This is a genomic window from Leisingera sp. ABD4_442, assembly GCF_056160905.1.
The window spans coordinates 91848-108176 of record NZ_JBSWYB010000011.1 but is presented as its reverse complement, the minus strand read 5'-3'; the positions used below and the strand labels follow the sequence as shown (position 1 = coordinate 108176).

Genomic DNA, 16329 nt, shown 5'->3' with positions numbered 1-16329 from the left:
GCTTAGGCTGCTTTCTCCAGTTCGAATGCATCATGCAGCGCCTGCACGGCCAGCTCCATGTACTTGCGGTCGATCAGCACCGAGATCTTAATTTCAGAGGTGGTGATCACCTTGATGTTGATGCCCTCATCCGACAGCACTTTGAACATCTTCGCCGCCACACCGGACTGCGACCGCATGCCGATGCCGACCACCGACACCTTGGCCACATCCTTGTCGGCCAGCAGCTCGGCATAGTTCAGCTCGCCCTTCCCCTTGATCGCCAGCAGCGCCTGCTCGGCACGCGCCACCTGGTCGGTCGGGCAAGAGAAGGTCATGTCGGTGCGGCCGTCCTCAGAGACGTCCTGCACGATCATGTCGACATTCACCCCCGCATCCGAAAGCGTGGTGAAAATCGTGGCCGCAATACCGGGGCGGTCGGCCACCGACTGCACGGTCAGCTTGGCTTCGTCGCGGGAATAGGCCACGCCGTTAACAACATTGGATTCCATGATTTCCTCCTCGTCGCAGACCAGGGTTCCGGCCTCGTCGGACTGTTCCTCAAAACTCGACAGCACGCGCAGCTTCACCTTATAGCGCATTGCCAGCTCAACAGAGCGGGTCTGCAGCACCTTGGCGCCCAGCGAGGCCAGCTCCAGCATTTCCTCAAAGGCGATCTTATCCAGTTTGCGCGCCTTGTCGCAAATCCGCGGGTCGGTGGTGTAGACACCATCCACGTCGGTGTAGATATCGCAGCGCTCTGCTTCGAACGCCGCGGCAAAGGCCACTGCAGTGGTGTCCGAACCGCCCCGGCCCAGGGTGGTGATACGGCCCTCGGGGCTGATCCCCTGGAAGCCTGCAACCACAGCCACCTTCATGCCCTCGGCAAATTTGGCGCGGATGTTTTCCGGCGGGATCTCCTCGATCCGGGCCTGGCTGTGCGCCGAGCTGGTCTTAAGCGGCACCTGCCAGCCCTGCCAGCTGCGCGCAGGGACATCCATCTCCTGCAGCGTCAGCGCCATCAGGCCCGCGGTCACGTTCTCGCCTGAGGAGACCACGGCGTCATATTCGCGCGCGTCATAGAGCGGCGAGGTCTCGTCGACCCAGCCCACCAGCTCATTGGTCTTGCCGGACATCGCCGACACGATGACGATCACGTCATAGCCCTTGGCCACTTCGACACCGACGCGTTTGGCAGCGCGGCGGATGCGGTCCAGATTGGCGACAGACGTGCCGCCGAATTTCATCACAAGTACGGGCATATGGAACGGGTCTCCCTGCCTTGCGGGTTTCGGTCCTGTGCCTCATAGGCGAGCGGCTACTCAAGGGCAAGTCCGCGTATTGTAGCAATACAAGAGACCGGCTGATATTCCGCCCTCAAACCCTATGCGGCCGAGGCGGGCGTGTCGGGAAAACGGAATTCGAACGCGAATTCCGCCCGGAAATCCTGCGAGGATTTCCGGCTGCCACGGCCTGCACCCGTCTGCCCCCGGTTTCCGCGCCGGAAACCGGACCGAATTCCTCGCAGGAATTCGGCTGCCCGCGCATATGCGGCGGCCTTGCCCCTCGGGGCTGGCCCCATGAAGTCAGGCCCGCCAGAACCGCACGGTCAGGATCGCATAGACCGCCATCAGCTCCAGCCGCCCGATCAGCATCGCCGCGCTCAGGATCCACTTGGCCGGATCATTCAGCGTTGAAAAATTCCCTGCAGGCCCGATGATATCGCCCAGACCGGGGCCGATATTGGCCACCGCTGTCGCCGCGCCGGACACAGCGGTCACAAAGTCCAGCCCGGTCAGCGCCAGCATCCAGGCAACAATGCCCAGCGTCACCACAAAGAACATGAAAAAGGAAATCACCGAGCTCAGCACATCGGCATCCACCGGGCGCCCCTCATAGCGCGTCAGAAACACCCCGTGCGGCGAGCGGATCCGCTGGATCTGCACCTTGATCGAGGCAAACAGCAACTGATAGCGGAAGATCTTCACCGAACAGGCGGTCGACCCCGCGCAGCCGCCGATCAGCCCGGCAAAGAAGAAGATCATCACCAGGAAGCTTCCCCATTGCATGTAGTCCGCGCTGGCATAGCCGGTGCCCGACATGATCGAGGTGATGTTGAACAGCGCCGAACGCACCGCCTCTTCGCCGCCATGAGGCCGGGCATAATACAGCACCGCCGCCGCCACCGCGACCAGCAGCCCCAGCGTCAGCATGAAACCGCGGATCTGGCTGTCCCGCAGCATCGGCGTGCCATGGCCGTTGATCAGCTGCACATAGCGCACAAACGGCAATGCGGCGAGGATCATGAAAACCGCGGCCGCGTATTCCACCGGCCCGGCAAAGGCCCCGAAAGAGGCGTCGTAATTGGCAAAACCGCCGGTGGCGATGGTGGTCATCGCATGCACAAGCCCGTCAAACGGCCCCATGCCCATCACCATGTAGACCAGCATGCAGGCCATGGTCAGCGACACATAGATCAAGCTGATCTGCTTGGCGATCGCCTGCGCCCGCGGCAGGATTTTCCCAAAGGTGTCAAAGCTTTCGGATTTGAAGATCTGCATGCCGCCGACCCGCAGTTCGGGCAGGAACACCATCGCAACAACAATGATGCCGATGCCGCCCAGCCACTGCAGGATGCCGCGCCACAAAAGCAGCCCGCGGGGCAGATCATCCAGCCCGGAAATCACCGTCGATCCGGTGGTAGTCAGGCCCGACATTGCCTCAAAAAACGCATCAACAAAGCGAAGCTCGGTTGCCCCCAGCATCAAAGGGATCGCCCCGAACAAGGGCAGCGCCAGCCACACGGTGGTGGTCAGAAGAAAGGTCTGGCGGATATTCAGCCCCTCCTTCACGCCATTGGCGCAGCTCAGCGCCAGCAGTCCGCCCACCAGGATGGTGAACACCGCGCTTTCCAGGAACACATGCCATTCGCCGCGGCCGTCCAGCAGGTCGACCAGCAGCGGGAACAGCATCATCGCTCCCAGAATGACGACCAGCAGGCCGATGACATACCCGACAGGGCGCAGATCCAACATGCGGCGCAGCGTTGGACCTGCGCAGGGCCAGTGTCAAGTGTGCCGCCCTATTCGCCGCTGCCAGAGGTCTGCGCAGCGTTGCGCCGCGGCATCTGCGGCAGCGCCGAAGGCTGGCGCGGGCGCTTGGACGGCTCGCCTTGCGGCTCCTGCGCCTTGGACCCGGCTGCAGCCGTCTCCGCCTTGGCCACGGGGGCTGGCGAGACCCCGCCGGCACCCTGCGCCCCGTCACTGCTGCGGGCGGCGGAGACGCTGCGGAACTCCGCGGGTTTCGCCTCCGCCTTCTCCCCGGCAGTTGTTCCGGTCATAGCGGCTGGTGTGCCCGCAGGCGCCGGCTTCACGCCCTTTGCCGCGTCCTTGACCGGTTCTGTGCCGGCAGCTGCGGCCTTGCCTGCCTCTGGCTTTGCGGCCCCCGGTTTCACAGCCTCCGGCTTGGTTGCGGCAGATGCAGCAGCAGCCTGCGCCGGTTTTGGCGCCGGGCGCTTGCGCGCGGGCGCTTTGCGGGCAGCTGTCTTGCGGGCGGCGGGCTTACGGGCTGCCGCCTTGCGCGGCGCGGGCTTTTTGGCCTTGCCCTCAGTCGGCTTTTCCGGCGGGGCCGCCTCGGCCTCCGGGGCCGTTGCGGAGTCACCGGCATCCTCTCCCGCCGCCGCAGCCGGAGCACCGGCCCGCAGCAGCCGCTGCTGGGCTTCCAGCATCGAATGCGCCAGCCGCATCTGTTCCAGCGGCGCCTGCAGTGCGGCCTCTGCCGCTTGGCGCCACAGCTTCAGCTGCAAACCGGCCGCATAGCCGGCCCACTCATGCGTTCTGACCGTCAGGCCCGGGATTTTGTGAAAGCTCGTCATTTGTTACTCCTACAGTCCTGAACTCACCTTGCCCCGGGCCGGGAATGCAGCATGGGGCAAGCAATACAGGGAGCAGGCGCCGGATGCGGTCCGGGCCGGATGCAGCGGAAAACAGGCCGTCAATTGCAGACAACAGCGCGCAATGCCCCCTCTCCCCCGGCAGGGCGGCCAGGGGGATTCGTTCTGACGCTAGCATGAACTTCTGCATCGCGGCGCAAAAAATGCGGCAACGCAGAAATTGCCGCATGCCGTATAGATGGCTCAGCGGGAACCTGCCTGAAAATCAGGCAGGCCGCGGGGTCAGCCCTGGTGAATCAGGGTGGAGAACAGTTTCGGGTCCAGGCTCATCGCCTTGAACAGCCCGCCTTGCGTCAGCACGCTGACCGCATCATGGCTGTGCAGGCTTTCCTGATGGCTCGCCACCACCCGGAAATCGCCGATCCGCGCATCCGACTGCAGCGCCTCGCAGAACAGCCGCGCCGCATCTTCCACAAAGATCGGGTTGGCGGCGTTCAGCTCGGCAAAGGCCTGCTCATCCTCGCGCTTCACCATCACCTGGGTCTCGGTCGGCACCGCCTTGCGGCACAGCTCAATCAGGTCCTCGAACCACAGGCAGTCGCTGCCGGGCACTGACTGAACGGAAATCCGCGCGACGGAGCGCTGCGAATGCGGTGTCGCCAGCTGGCCGCGCGCCTGGCGGGCGTGCTCCGACAGCTCCAAGGAGCACGGGCAGGTCGAGGAGTAGACATAGTCCAGGTGCATGATCTTCTCGCGCACCCCGTCATGGTCCACCAGCTCCAGCGCAAAGTCGTAATACTGATAGCCGCTGAGACCGGAGCGCAGGCTGTTCACCCGCGCCGGGAAGGAGAACCGCATCTGGATGCGCGCATCCGGGCTGTCTAGGTCGCTCAGGTAATCATCCAGCGCATTCGCCATCACTTCGAAACTGAAGGTGCGCTCCGCGTGTTTGTAGAAGGTGCGCATGATCCGGGACATGTTGATGCCCTTTTTCCCCGCATCCAGGGACACGGTGCCGGTCACGCTGGTTTCCAGCGTCAGGTCGCCGTCGTCGCGGGTGTGGAAGCGGATCGGCAGGCGGAAGTTCGAAATGCCCACATGCTGGATCTGCTCCTTGGCGCCGCGGATCAGGCTGGTCGGCCCGTTCTGCAGATCAGGCAGCGTCGCGCGGTAGGCCTCATCGGATTTGAAATCCTCGGGGTAGGTCCGCGACAGTTCCGGATAATTGCCGACCTCACGGCCGGGCAGCAGCCGCGCCACCGCCGGGTCCAGCTCCGCAATCTCGGTCTCAGTCACGGTGCCGGCCCAGGCCCGCAGCACATCCAGCGCGGCGGCAGCAGCCTCGCGGTCCGGCGCCTCGGCAGCGTCGCGGTTATGAATGTTCATCGGCACATCCCCCAGTGATACGGCCCCCATATAGGGTCCGGCAGGCCTTCCCCATATACTGTTACGCGGCAAAATTCAAAACGGATCCGCCATTTGCGGCAGAACCGGCGCCTTATCGGACCCCCAGCACCTCCGCAAGGGTCCGCAAGCGGCGGGAACGCGACTTGTAGTGGGCCGTGACCAGCACATAGGGCCGCGGCATCTCCAGCACCGGCCCGTCCAGGCGGTACAGCCTGCCTGCGCGGATTTCTCTGCCCACAACCTGCTCTGGCAACAGCGCAATGCCCAGCCCCGCCTGCACCAGCGCCACCACCGAAGGCACCGACTGCCCGGTAACCGCCGCCGCGCCGTCGCGGGTAATCCTGTGCTGTACGAGATACTGCCGCCAGCCCGGCACTGAGGAAATCGTCTCGCCCCAGCTGACCTCCACCAGCGGCGCCGTCCGGATGTCTGTTTGCGGGTTCAGGCCAACCGGCACCAACCGGTCTGTGAACAGGGGCTGCGTCCGGTGCTCGGGATGCTCGCCGCCATAGGTCAGCCGCGCATCAATCCCCTCCGCCTCCAGGTCGATCCGGTCATCCTCGATTCTGAGCCGCACCGGCACATCGGGCCGCGCCTCCGCAAAGGCTTTCAGCCGCTCCGGCAGCCACAGCTGCGCCAGTGCGGGCGTGGCCGAAATCACCAGCGGCCGCCGGGTGCCGCCTTCGGTCAGCGCCTCTGTGAAGCTGGCAATCTCCGCCAGCGACATCGCCGCCTTCTGATAATAATCCCGCCCCGCATCGGTAAGCCGCACCTGATTGGCGCGGCGGGTGAACAGCTTCAGCCCCAGCCACTCCTCCAGGTTCTTCACCTGCATCGACACCGCCGCAGAACTGACCCCCAACTCAGCCCCGGCAGCCGAAAAGCTCCCGGTGCGGGCGGCGCACTCAAAGGCGCGCAGGGCGTTTAAGGGCGGCAGTTTCATGGCCGCACAGTGCAAGATAATCTTATGCTCGCCAAGATATTTTATAGTGGTCAGATCCCGCCCCGGCGCGCAGGCTTGGGAAAAGCCCGAAAGACCCCAAGGAACACCCCATGCGCGATATTCTCGATCTCGACCGTTACCCGCTCGACCGTCCCGGCACCCCGGAATGGCAGGCCCTGGTAGACCGCTGCCGTGCTGAGCTGGCCGCGGACGGCATGTTCAGCCTCGAAGGGCTGATGAAACCGGAGGTCGCCCAGGGCGCCGCCGATGCGCTGAAGGGCAAGTTCGAGACCGAAAGCTTCCACCACAAGCGCTGGCATAACATCTACTTCAAGGACACGGTCGAAGGCCTGGCGCCGGACCACCCTGCCCTGCAAAAGGTCGAGACCTCGAACTTCACTCTCTGTGCCGACCAGTTCCCGAACTCGCCGGTGCTGCGCCTGTACGATTGGCCGCCCTTTGCGGAATTCCTCGCCGCTACAATGGACAAGCCCGCGCTCTATACCATGGACGACCCGCTGGCGCGGCTGAACATCATGTCCTACGGCGCAAGCCAGGCGCTGAACTGGCATTTCGACCGCTCCGAATTCACCACCACTATGCTGCTGCAGGCGCCCGAAGATGGCGGCGAATTCATCTACAGCCCGGAACTGCGCACGGATGAGGAACCGAACTACGAAGGTGTCGAGCGGCTGCTGGCGGGCCAAGACCCCAACATGCGCACAATCACCCTTGACCCCGGCACCCTCAACATTTTCCGCGGCAAGAACTCCCCCCACCGCGTCGGCACAGTGAAGGGGGACAAGACGCGGGTGATCGCTGTTTTCACCTTCTATGAAAACCCGGGCGTGCGGTTCACGGACGAGGAAAACATCGGCTTCTACGGCCGCGCGTCATGACGGAACTGGCCGTTTTCAAGGACGAGCGCAAACGCACCTTCCTGAATGCCGAAGGAGCCGACAAGCCGCTGAAATCGCCGCTGGGCCAGGACGTTCTGGACCGCGCCCGCGCCTTCCGCCTGCAACGGCTGCGCGATGAGATGGCGCGGCAGGACGTGGCAGGCCTCCTGCTCTATGATCCGGTCAACATCCGCTATGCATTTGACTGCTCCAACATGTCGATCTGGACCGCTCACAACCCGATCCGCTATGCGCTGATCCTGAACGGCGGCCCCGGCATCATGTTCGAATTCAAGGGCTGCGAGCATCTGAACGACGGCCTGCCCGGCATTGACGAAATCCGCAACGCCATCGGCTGGATGTTCATGTGCGCCGGCGACAAGGCCACCGAGCGCCTCGCCCCCTGGGCCGCCGAGATCGCAGACCTGGTCAAGCAATACGGCGGCGGCAACATGCGCCTCGGCGTCGACCGGATGGAACCCGAGGGCGTACACGCCCTGTCCGAACACGGCCTCCAGGTCATCGACGGCGGCCAAATCACGGAAACCGCCCGCGCCATCAAATCCGCCGATGAGATCGAACTGATGCGGTGGACCATCCGCGTCTGTGAGGCCGGCATGGCGCGGATTTACGAGCACTCGGTGCCCGGCGTCACCGAACAGGAGCTTTGGGCGCATCTGCATTTCGAGAACGCCCGCTCCGGCGGCGAATGGCTGGAAACCAAGCTGCTCACTTGCGGGCCCAACACCAACCCCTGGTACAAGGAATGCTCCGCCCGCGAATGCCGCGCGGGTGAGATGATCTCCTTCGACACCGACATGATCGGCCCCTACGGTTATTGCGCGGATCTCTCGCGCAGCTGGACCTGCGGCTATGTGCCGATGAATGACACGCAGAAACGGCTGTATGCGGCGGCGCGGCAGCAGATCGACCACAACATGGCGCTGCTGCAGCCGGGACTGAGTTTCGCGGAATTCAACGCCAAAAGCTGGCAGATCCCCGAGCCCTACCAGCCCTACCGCTATTCCTTGGCGGCGCATGGCGTCGGCATGGCGGATGAATGGCCGGTGGTGCCGCTGCATGTGGACTTCGACGGGGCCCATGGCGGCCAGTTCGAAGAGAACATGGTGATCTGCATCGAAAGCCTGATAGGCGAGATGGGGTCCGAGTCAGTCAAGCTGGAGACCCAGGTGCTGGTCACCGCAGACGGGCCGGTGCGGCTGGACAGTTTCCCCTGGGAGATGTGATCCAGGCGAAAAAGAGAGGGGGCTGTCTGCCCCCTCTTGAGCCTGCGGCTCAATTCACCCCCGAGAGTATTTCAAGAAAGATGAAATCCCGCCGGGTCTTTGGTATCAAGCTTGCGAGGCCTCCAGCGCTGCCTTCAGGTCGGCGATCAGGTCATCCGCATCCTCAAGGCCCACCGAGAAACGCACCAGGCCGGGCGTGATGCCCAGCTCGTCCTTCAGCTCATCCGTCAGCCGCTGGTGGGTGGTGGTTGCCGGATGGGTGGCGATGGATTTCGCATCGCCCAGGTTGTTGGAAATCACCGGGATGGTCATTGCGTTCAGGAACTTGAACGCCGCCTCCTTGCCGCCCTTCAGGTCCAGCGACAGGACGGTGCCGCCCTTGCCGCCCAGCTGGGTCTGCACCAGCGCGTTCTGGGCGTGGTCCTTCAGACCCGGATAGATCGTGCGTTCCAGCGCCGGATGGCCGGTCAGGGCTTCGGCGATCTTCAGGGCGCTTTCCGCCTGCGCGTTGACGCGAAGAGAGATCGTCTCCAGCCCCTTCAGCATCACCCAGGCATTGAACGGGCTAAGGCTGCCGCCGGTGTGTTTCATATAGGGTTCCAGGGTGCCGCGGATGTAGTCCTTGGTGCCCAGCACCACCCCGCCCAGCGCCCGGCCCTGGCCGTCGATATGCTTGGTCGCGGAATAGATCACCACATCGGCGCCCTGTTCGATCGCGCGGGAAAACACCGGGGTCGAGAACACATTGTCCACCACAACGGTGGCACCTGCGGCGTGGGCGATCTCCGCAACTGCCTCGATGTCGATCACCTCCAGCGTCGGGTTCGACATGCTCTCGAAAAACACCGCCTTGGTGTCCGGGCGCACGGCCGCCTTCCAAGCCTCCAGGTCGGTGCCGTCGATGAAGGTCACCTCAACCCCGAAGCGGCCAAGCACATCCGCCAGGATATAATTGCAGGAGCCAAACAGCGCCTTTGCCGAGACAATATGGTCGCCCGCCTTCACCAGCGAGGTCAGCGCGCCGTTCACCGCCGCCATGCCCGACGCAGTGGCAAAGGCGTCCTCGGCGCCTTCCAGCGCCGCGATGCGCTTTTCAAACATGTCGACAGTCGGGTTGCCGTAACGGGCATAGATGAACTCATCCGGGCCGGTCTCAATGAACCGCGCCTCGGCCTGCTCGGCGCTGTCGTAGACGAATCCTTGCGTCAGGAAAATCGCCTCGCTCACCTCGTTGTACTGGCTGCGGCGGGTGCCGCCATGCACCAGCGTGGTGCGCTTGTTCCAGTTGTCGCTCATCTCTTCTGTCTCCTCGTGCCCATAGCGCACAAAAAACCCCCAATCGGCCAAGCGAAAGGGGGTCCTTCACGTCCTGACCTCTTTAGCGGGATTGTTTAACGTGGCCCGCAATCCGGTAACAAATCGCCACGATGTGATGCTTGGGCTTTACGCATCTTGCGGGATTCGGTCAAGCGGCAGCATGTCCGGCTTTCACAGCGATGTGAGACGCCGCGCCCCTTGCCAGCCTGCCGCCCCCATGCTCCTGTGGCCGGGCAATTGACGGAGGCGCAAGATGCAGGACCCCATCCAGCTTTACTACTGGCCAACCCCCAATGGCTGGAAAATTTCCATCGCGCTGGAGGAGATGGGCCTGCCCTATGCCGTTACCCTGATCGACATCGGCAAGGGGGATCAGTTCGCGCCGGATTTCCTGAAGATCGCGCCCAACAACCGGATGCCCGCCATTGTGGACCCGGACGGGCCGGACGGCGCGCCGGTCTCCCTGTTCGAAAGCGGTGCCATCCTGCAATACCTCGCCCGCAAGACCGGACGGTTCTACGGTACGGATGAACGCGCGCGGCTCGTCGTGGATCAATGGCTGATGTGGCAGATGGGCGGCGTCGGTCCGATGGCGGGCCAGGCGCATCATTTTCTGAAGTATGCACCCGAGGATCTGCCTTACGCCAAGGACCGCTACCGCAGCGAGGTCGCGCGGCTTTATGGCGTGCTGGACCGGCAACTGGCGGAAAATGAATTTGTGGCAGGCGCAGACTATACGATTGCCGACATGGCGATCTGGCCTTGGGCCTCGCTCTGGGAAGGCCAGCAGCAGGTGCTGGACGGCAAGCCCCATCTGGCCCGCTGGCTGGATCTCATGTGGTCCCGCTCCGGCGTCATCACGGGCCGCGCGCTGCATGCGGATTTGCGGGCCGACCGGTCGGACACCAAGGCCCAGCAGGTGATTTTCGGGCAAACCCGCTAAACGGCGCAACCGCGGCGCACCGCAGGTGCGCTGCGGGGCCCAAGGCTTTGCGCTTCATCTTTGATGATGCGACAAGGCGCGGGAGCCCCGCCGCTGCTGCAGCCAGTTATTCTGCCGGGCCGGCCTCTTCCTCGTCGCCGTATTTCTGGAACAGCTGCCCCTGGAACATAAAGAAGGCAAACATCGCTACCGGCAGTCCGAAGGTCTTGAAATAAACCCAGGCCTCGGTGCTCTGGGTGCGCCAGATCAGCTCATTCGCCACCGCGAGGCCAAAGAAGAACGCACACAGCCGCCGCGTGAGGATCATCCAGCCTTCCTGCTTCAGCGGCATCAGCTCCTCCATCACCACCTTCAGCCAGCTTTGGCCCCGCATCAGGCCGATCCCTAGCAATCCGCCAAACAGCACATACAGCATCGTCGGCTTCATCTTGATGAAACGGTCGTCGTTGAACCACACCGACATGCCGCCGAACAGCACCACCAGGATCAGCGTGGCAAACTGCATCCGCGACAGATGCCCGGTCAGCTTCCACAAGGCCAGGGTGGAGGCCACCATCAGCGGGATAAACGCCGCGGTGATGACGATGAAGCCTTTGTACTCGCTGCCGCCGATCAGAAACACCTCATCCTTCAGCTTCAGATAGCCGATGAAGAACAGGACAATCGGGCCCAGCTCCAGCAGCATCTTCAGGGTCGGGTTGATCTTCTTTGCGGCCATGGGGCCTCCTGTCAGTTCTGCACGCGGCTTTAGCCGCCCATTTCCACTATCACGGCGCCCACGGCGATCAAAGCCATCAGCGCAATCCGCCGCGGCCCCACGGTTTCCTTCAGCACCAGCCAGCCGATGAGGGCGGCAAAGACGGTGGAGGTCTCCCGCAGAACCGCCGCCTCGCCCACCTTGTCCAGCCGCGTCGCCAGCATGATGGCGCCAAAGGAGGCAAAGGCCACCAGCCCGCCAAAGAACCCCTTGACCATCAGCGGCCCAGGCGAGGGCGGCTCTGCCATCCTCCGCCAGCGGGCCAGCGCAATGAAGGGGAACACCAGCCCGTCGATCATGAAGAACCAGGCCAGGAAGGTGAAAGGATCTGCCGTCGCCCGGATGCCATAGGCGTCATATGTGGTGTAGCCGGCCACAAACAACCCGGTGATGAAGGCAAACAGCAGCGCAACCCCGAAGGTGTCGCGGTTGGCTTCCAGAAACACAAAATTATAGGCCGCAAGGCCGAATATCCCGGCCAGCAGCACCGCTACTCCAAGCCATTGCAGCGGGGTGAACACTTCGCCGAACAGGAAGAAGGAGCCGATCACCGTGAACAAGGGCCCGGTGCCGCGCACCACCGGGTAGACCACGGTGTAGCTGCCCTTGGTATAGGCCAGCGCCTGGAACAGCTTGTAGAAGACGTGGATAACCCAGGCGATGCCGAAAATCAGCCACATATGCGGCTCCGGCCAGGGCACCACGAACAGCGCAAACGGCACCGCCATCACGCAGTAGGAGAAATCGATCGCCCCGCGCGACAGCCAAGGGTCGTGGCGCCCCTTTTGCAGCGCGCCGAAAACCGCATGCAGAAAGGCGGCCCAGATCGCCAGGAGCAGCGCCGCCTGATGCCCGGCTGCGGTGCCTTCCAGGGAGATCAGCCAATCGCTCAAATCAGGGGCCTTTGCTCAGGCCGGCAGAGCCGGGGGTTTTCCACCCCCGGTCCCCCGGAGGATATTTTCAGCCAGAAGAAGAGATCAGGATTTTTCCAGGCCGGTAAGGGCCGCGGCAAATTCTTCCGGATCAAACGGCGCCAGATCGTCGATCTGCTCGCCGACGCCGATGGCGTGGATCGGCAGGCCGAATTTGTCGGCCAGCGCCACCAGCACGCCGCCTTTGGCGGTGCCGTCGAGCTTGGTCATTACCAGACCGGAGACATCCGCCAGCTGCTGGAAGGTGCCAACCTGGCTCAGCGCGTTCTGGCCCGTGGTGGCGTCCAGTACCAGAAGCGTGTTATGCGGCGCGGTCTCGTCCTTCTTGCGGATGACGCGGACGATCTTGGCCAGTTCCTCCATCAGGTCGGCGCGGTTCTGCAAGCGGCCCGCGGTGTCGATCATCAGAAGGTCGGCGCCATCCTCCTGCGCTTTCGTCATCGCATCAAATGCCAGCGAAGCCGGATCGGAGCCTTCGGGCGCGGTCAGCACCGGCACGCCCGCGCGGTCGCCCCAGACCTGCAGCTGTTCGACGGCGGCGGCGCGAAAGGTGTCGCCCGCAGCAATCACCACCTTCTTGCCCGCGCCCTTGAACTGGCTGGCCAGCTTGCCGATGGTGGTGGTCTTGCCAGAGCCGTTGACACCAACGACCAGCACCACCTGCGGACGCTTGGCATAGATCGGCAAGGGCTTCGCCACCGGTTCCATGATGCGCGCCACTTCCTGCGCCAGCAGTTCCTTGATCTCGCGGCTGGAAACCTTCTTGCCCATCCGCCCCTCGGCCAGGTTGGCAGTGACGCGCAGCGCGGTGTCCACCCCCATGTCGGCGGCGATCAGCAGCTCCTCCAGCTGCTCCAGCATGTCGTCATCCAGCGCCCGGCGCGGCTCGGCGGCGGCGGTGCGGCCCATCAGGCGGCCCAGAAGGCCCGGCTTCTTCGCCGGCTCCGGCGCGGGCGCGGGCGCGGGCTCCGCTTCGTGCGCCGGCTCCGGCTCGGCAACAGGCTCCGGCTCAGCAACAGGAGCGGGCTGCGGAACCGGCGCAGGCGCGGGCTGCTCCGGCGTGACCGCCGGGGCCTCTGCCAGGGTCTCAACCTGGGTTTCCGCAGCCTCCGCCGCGGGGCTGTCCGCGCCCTCTTCGACAATCGCATCAAGCCCTTGCTCGAGCTTGGAGGAGGATTTGAACAGCCGCTCCTTGAGCTTTGAGAAAAACGCCATCTTGGTCTCCGCAAAAGGGTCTGCACCCCACCTAATGCGGATTTACCGGGAGTGCAAAGCGCAAGGCGCCGCAGAAATCAGGAAAATGCTGCCAGAAAGCCCGCTTGTGCCCCCCAGTAAAGCGGCCAGACCGCGTAGGGCGTGATCCGGCGCAGCGGGTGATCCTCCGGCAGCACGAAGGTTTCCGCCGCCAGAACCATGTCCGACAGCATGAAGGCGCAGGCTGCGGCAAAGACCCAAGAGCCGGACGGCAGCGTCAGCGCCGCAGCCCCCATGCCGAGGATGATCGGGATATAGGCCAATACCGGCCCTTTCAGCGCCCCGGCCCGCGGCGCCAGGATTTTCGCCATCACCAGCCCCAGAACCAGCAGAACCGCCGCAAAGGCGGCTCCGGGCATCTGCAGCAGCCGCGCCGGATCGCTTGCCTGCTGCGTCAGGAACAACAGCGCATAACCCAAGTGGCCTGCGGCAAATGCACCGACACCCGCCATGAACGCCACTTCCCCGTCGCGCGACAGGAACAGATCGCCCAGCGCGCAAAGACCCAGCGCCGCGGCCAGCAGAAACGGCGCGCCCATCAGCAGCGCGGCCAATGCCAGCAGGGCGACCGATGCCGTTTTCAGCACGCTGCGCAGCAACCCCGGCGGCTGCGCGGCCATCAGCAGATAGATCAGCGCACAAGCTGCCGCACCCGTCCACAGCATCAGTTCCGCCATCATCGCCTGCCTCCCTGTTCTTTTCCGGCACTCTGCCGCCTGCGGCCGCGCCCGGTCAAAGGTGACCCTGCGGGAGGCAGCGCAGAAACACGCAACGCTTGGAGGCCCCGCACGCCTGAGGCACAATGGCCTCATGCGCTTACTGATGATTCTCCTGCTTGCCGCCCTGCCCGCCCCGCTGGCGGCGGGTGAGCCGCTGAGCGCCCGCGAATTCGACCGCTACACTCAGGGCCGCACATTGTTCTACGGGTTTGGCGGATCCATGTACGGGGTCGAACGCTACCTGCCGGGCCGCCGGGTGATCTGGTCTTTCCTGGACGGCAAATGCCAGGAAGGCCGCTGGTACGAGGACGCAGGCCGGATTTGCTTTGTCTACGAGAACCGCGATGACCCGCAGTGCTGGACCTTCGAGCTGACGCCGCACGGGCTTACCGCGCGGTTCGAGGACGACCCCGCCGCCACCGAACTCTATGAGGCCGAGGACATCGGCGAGGACATGCTGTGCTACGGCCCTGACGTTGGCGTCTGAGGCCGGCCGCAGTGCAGTGAGTATTTAAGACCAGAAAGAAGCTAGAACAGCGAGCCCTGGCTGCCGCCGTTCTCTGCCGAAGGCTTCGGCGCGGTCTTGTTTGGCGCCTGACCGGTGCCCCCCTCCAGATCCAGCGTGCCGTCGGCGAATTCAATCTGCAACGGCCCGGCCTTGGCTGCAGCGGCCTTGCTGGTCAGGATTTCATCGCCCGAACGCACCACCGCATAGCCGCGCTCCAGCGTCGCCTTGTAGCTCAGGATCTCCAGCTGGCGCCCGGTGGCGGTCAGAGCCTGGCGCTGGCGGTCGATGCGTGCGGCCTGCGCCGCATCCAGCCGCTGCGCCAGCCGCCCCAGTGCATCTTTTTGCGCCGTTACTTCCCGCTGGATCGGCCGCAGGCTGAGGCGCGAGGTGAGGTTCTGCAGCCGGTCCCGCCGCCCCGCAACCAGCTGCCGCAGGGTGGCCGGGCGCAAGGACGCCGCGGTTTCGCTCAAATGCAGCCGCCGCCGCTGCACGCCGCTGATCAGCGCGCCGGGCAGCCGGTCGGAAATCCGGTCCAGCCGCTGGCGCGGGGTTTCCAAGAGCGTATCGGGCTTGGGCAGCGCCCGGGCCAGGTCGCTCAGCCGCTGGCGCCGCAATTGCACCGCCTGCCCGGCGGCACGGGTCAGCCGCGCGCCCTGGTTTTCACTCCAGGCCATCAGTTCCAGCCGCACCGGCACTGCAAGCTCCGCCGCCGCGGTCGGGGTCGGCGCCCGGCGGTCGGAAACGAAATCAATCAGCGTGGTATCCGTCTCATGCCCGACGGCAGAGATCAGCGGGATCTGCGAGGCCGCGGCGGCACGGGCCACGATCTCCTCGTTGAAGCCCCACAGATCCTCGATCGAGCCGCCGCCGCGGGCGACAATGATCAGATCGGGCCGCGGCAGCGCGCCGCCCGGCGTCAGCCGGTTGAAACCTTCGATGGCACGGGCCACTTCGGGCGCACAATTCTGCCCCTGCACTGCCACCGGCCAGACCAGCACCTTGCGCGGGAAGCGGTCGCGCAGCCGGTGCAGGATGTCCCGGATCACCGCACCAGAGGGCGAGGTCACCACCCCGATGATCTGCGGCAGATAGGGCAGCGGCTTCTTGCGCTCCGGCGCAAACAGACCCTCCGCCTGCAGCTGCTTCTTGCGTTTCTCCAGCAGCGCCATCAGCGCGCCCTGGCCGGCAACCGCAACCTCATCCACGTTCATGTTGTACTTGGACTGAGCACCAAAGGCGGTCAGCCTGCCGGTGACAACCACCTCCAGGCCTTCCTCGGGCACCACCGACAAGCCGCTGACCTGCCCCTTCCAGGTGGTGCAGGCCAGCACAGAGCGGTCATCCTTGATGTCATAGTAGAGATGCCCGGAACGCGCCTTGAACACGCGCCCCACCTCGCCCTTCACCCGGATGCGGCCAAAGGTGCCCTCCAGCGTGCGTTTCACTTCGCCGGAAATCTCCGAAACGGTGAATTCCGGGGCGTTCTGCCCGGGCTGCGGATCGTCAAACAGGTCGGACATCGGGGGCTGCTC

General features: G+C 64.4%; 15 protein-coding genes and 1 riboswitch. Of the genes, 4 read left to right on the top strand and 11 right to left on the bottom strand.

Going from position 1 to position 16329, the window contains the following annotated elements; translation table 11 throughout:
• Window positions 1-2: 2 nt before the first annotated feature.
• The 5 genes from ACXAHG_RS11285 to ACXAHG_RS11265 all read right to left on the bottom strand — a co-directional run bounded on the left by ACXAHG_RS11285 (window position 3) and on the right by ACXAHG_RS11265 (window position 6221).
• On the bottom strand, window positions 3-1241 hold the full coding sequence (locus ACXAHG_RS11285) for an aspartate kinase (protein ID WP_475042174.1): 1239 nt from the start codon (window positions 1239-1241) through the stop codon (window positions 3-5).
• 324 nt (window positions 1242-1565) lie between these two features.
• On the bottom strand, window positions 1566-3014 hold the full coding sequence (locus tag ACXAHG_RS11280) for a TrkH family potassium uptake protein (protein WP_475057293.1): 1449 nt from the start codon (window positions 3012-3014) through the stop codon (window positions 1566-1568).
• 47 nt (window positions 3015-3061) lie between these two features.
• Complete coding sequence (locus ACXAHG_RS11275) at window positions 3062-3853, bottom strand: hypothetical protein (protein WP_475057291.1); 792 nt, start codon at window positions 3851-3853, stop codon at window positions 3062-3064.
• Between the two features lie 300 nt (window positions 3854-4153).
• On the bottom strand, window positions 4154-5257 hold the full coding sequence (gene folE2 / locus ACXAHG_RS11270; RefSeq protein ID WP_475057289.1) for a GTP cyclohydrolase FolE2: 1104 nt from the start codon (window positions 5255-5257) through the stop codon (window positions 4154-4156).
• A gap of 112 nt (window positions 5258-5369) precedes the next feature.
• Window positions 5370-6221 carry a LysR substrate-binding domain-containing protein gene (locus ACXAHG_RS11265; RefSeq protein ID WP_475057287.1) on the bottom strand — a complete coding sequence of 284 codons (852 nt, stop codon included), beginning with the start codon at window positions 6219-6221 and terminating at the stop codon, window positions 5370-5372.
• Window positions 6222-6331: 110 nt separating this feature from the next.
• Between ACXAHG_RS11265 and ACXAHG_RS11260 the strand changes: the two genes are divergently transcribed.
• Together ACXAHG_RS11260 and ACXAHG_RS11255 are read left to right on the top strand one after the other, a co-directional pair.
• Window positions 6332-7120, top strand: coding sequence for a HalD/BesD family halogenase (locus ACXAHG_RS11260; protein WP_475057285.1), 789 nt, complete (start codon window positions 6332-6334; stop codon window positions 7118-7120).
• Entirely contained in the window at window positions 7117-8367 is a 1251-nt protein-coding gene (locus ACXAHG_RS11255) for a M24 family metallopeptidase (RefSeq protein ID WP_475057283.1), read from the top strand. Before ACXAHG_RS11260 ends, ACXAHG_RS11255 begins: the two co-directional genes overlap by 4 nt.
• A 105-nt stretch (window positions 8368-8472) precedes the next feature.
• Here the strand turns inward: ACXAHG_RS11255 and metZ are convergent, their stop codons facing one another.
• Window positions 8473-9663, bottom strand: coding sequence for an O-succinylhomoserine sulfhydrylase (gene metZ / locus ACXAHG_RS11250; RefSeq protein ID WP_475057282.1), 1191 nt, complete (start codon window positions 9661-9663; stop codon window positions 8473-8475).
• A gap of 61 nt (window positions 9664-9724) precedes the next feature.
• Window positions 9725-9803: riboswitch (SAM riboswitch) on the bottom strand.
• A gap of 134 nt (window positions 9804-9937) precedes the next feature.
• Between metZ and ACXAHG_RS11245 the strand changes: the two genes are divergently transcribed.
• Window positions 9938-10627, top strand: coding sequence for a glutathione S-transferase N-terminal domain-containing protein (locus tag ACXAHG_RS11245; RefSeq protein WP_475042161.1), 690 nt, complete (start codon window positions 9938-9940; stop codon window positions 10625-10627).
• Between the two features lie 106 nt (window positions 10628-10733).
• Here the strand turns inward: ACXAHG_RS11245 and ACXAHG_RS11240 are convergent, their stop codons facing one another.
• From ACXAHG_RS11240 to ACXAHG_RS11225, 4 genes are all read right to left on the bottom strand, one after another.
• Window positions 10734-11345 carry an inner membrane-spanning protein YciB gene (locus ACXAHG_RS11240; RefSeq protein WP_475042159.1) on the bottom strand — a complete coding sequence of 204 codons (612 nt, stop codon included), beginning with the start codon at window positions 11343-11345 and terminating at the stop codon, window positions 10734-10736.
• Window positions 11346-11374: 29 nt separating this feature from the next.
• A complete protein-coding gene (locus tag ACXAHG_RS11235; protein WP_475042157.1) occupies window positions 11375-12277 on the bottom strand; it encodes a DMT family transporter in 903 nt (300 codons plus the stop codon).
• An 84-nt stretch (window positions 12278-12361) separates the two neighbouring features.
• Window positions 12362-13531 carry a signal recognition particle-docking protein FtsY gene (ftsY, locus tag ACXAHG_RS11230; RefSeq protein ID WP_475057281.1) on the bottom strand — a complete coding sequence of 390 codons (1170 nt, stop codon included), beginning with the start codon at window positions 13529-13531 and terminating at the stop codon, window positions 12362-12364.
• Between the two features lie 77 nt (window positions 13532-13608).
• A complete protein-coding gene (locus tag ACXAHG_RS11225; RefSeq protein WP_475045255.1) occupies window positions 13609-14247 on the bottom strand; it encodes a lysoplasmalogenase in 639 nt (212 codons plus the stop codon).
• 133 nt (window positions 14248-14380) lie between these two features.
• On the opposite strand from ACXAHG_RS11225, the gene ACXAHG_RS11220 reads away from it, so the two are divergent.
• Window positions 14381-14776 (top strand): hypothetical protein, encoded by a 396-nt coding sequence (locus tag ACXAHG_RS11220; protein ID WP_475057280.1) that lies wholly within the window; start codon window positions 14381-14383, stop codon window positions 14774-14776.
• A 41-nt stretch (window positions 14777-14817) separates the two neighbouring features.
• On the opposite strand, the gene xseA is transcribed toward ACXAHG_RS11220, so the two are convergent.
• On the bottom strand, window positions 14818-16317 hold the full coding sequence (xseA, locus tag ACXAHG_RS11215; protein WP_475057278.1) for an exodeoxyribonuclease VII large subunit: 1500 nt from the start codon (window positions 16315-16317) through the stop codon (window positions 14818-14820).
• Window positions 16318-16329 lie beyond the last annotated feature (12 nt).

Excerpts from the sequence above, each read along its gene's own strand:
- ACXAHG_RS11280 (WP_475057293.1), bottom strand. The coding sequence starts at position 3,014 with ATGTTGGATCTGCGCCCTGTCGGGTATGTCATCGGCCTGCTGGTCGTC.
- ACXAHG_RS11240 (WP_475042159.1), bottom strand. The coding sequence starts at position 11,345 with ATGGCCGCAAAGAAGATCAACCCGACCCTGAAGATGCTGCTGGAGCTG.
- ACXAHG_RS11245 (WP_475042161.1), top strand. The coding sequence starts at position 9,938 with ATGCAGGACCCCATCCAGCTTTACTACTGGCCAACCCCCAATGGCTGG.
- ACXAHG_RS11265 (WP_475057287.1), bottom strand. The coding sequence starts at position 6,221 with ATGAAACTGCCGCCCTTAAACGCCCTGCGCGCCTTTGAGTGCGCCGCC.
- ACXAHG_RS11255 (WP_475057283.1), top strand. The coding sequence starts at position 7,117 with ATGACGGAACTGGCCGTTTTCAAGGACGAGCGCAAACGCACCTTCCTG.
- ACXAHG_RS11260 (WP_475057285.1), top strand. The coding sequence starts at position 6,332 with ATGCGCGATATTCTCGATCTCGACCGTTACCCGCTCGACCGTCCCGGC.
- folE2 (WP_475057289.1), bottom strand. The coding sequence starts at position 5,257 with ATGAACATTCATAACCGCGACGCTGCCGAGGCGCCGGACCGCGAGGCT.
- metZ (WP_475057282.1), bottom strand. The coding sequence starts at position 9,663 with ATGAGCGACAACTGGAACAAGCGCACCACGCTGGTGCATGGCGGCACC.
- ftsY (WP_475057281.1), bottom strand. The coding sequence starts at position 13,531 with ATGGCGTTTTTCTCAAAGCTCAAGGAGCGGCTGTTCAAATCCTCCTCC.
- ACXAHG_RS11225 (WP_475045255.1), bottom strand. The coding sequence starts at position 14,247 with ATGGCGGAACTGATGCTGTGGACGGGTGCGGCAGCTTGTGCGCTGATC.
- ACXAHG_RS11285 (WP_475042174.1), bottom strand. The coding sequence starts at position 1,241 with ATGCCCGTACTTGTGATGAAATTCGGCGGCACGTCTGTCGCCAATCTG.
- ACXAHG_RS11220 (WP_475057280.1), top strand. The coding sequence starts at position 14,381 with ATGCGCTTACTGATGATTCTCCTGCTTGCCGCCCTGCCCGCCCCGCTG.
- xseA (WP_475057278.1), bottom strand. The coding sequence starts at position 16,317 with ATGTCCGACCTGTTTGACGATCCGCAGCCCGGGCAGAACGCCCCGGAA.
- ACXAHG_RS11275 (WP_475057291.1), bottom strand. The coding sequence starts at position 3,853 with ATGACGAGCTTTCACAAAATCCCGGGCCTGACGGTCAGAACGCATGAG.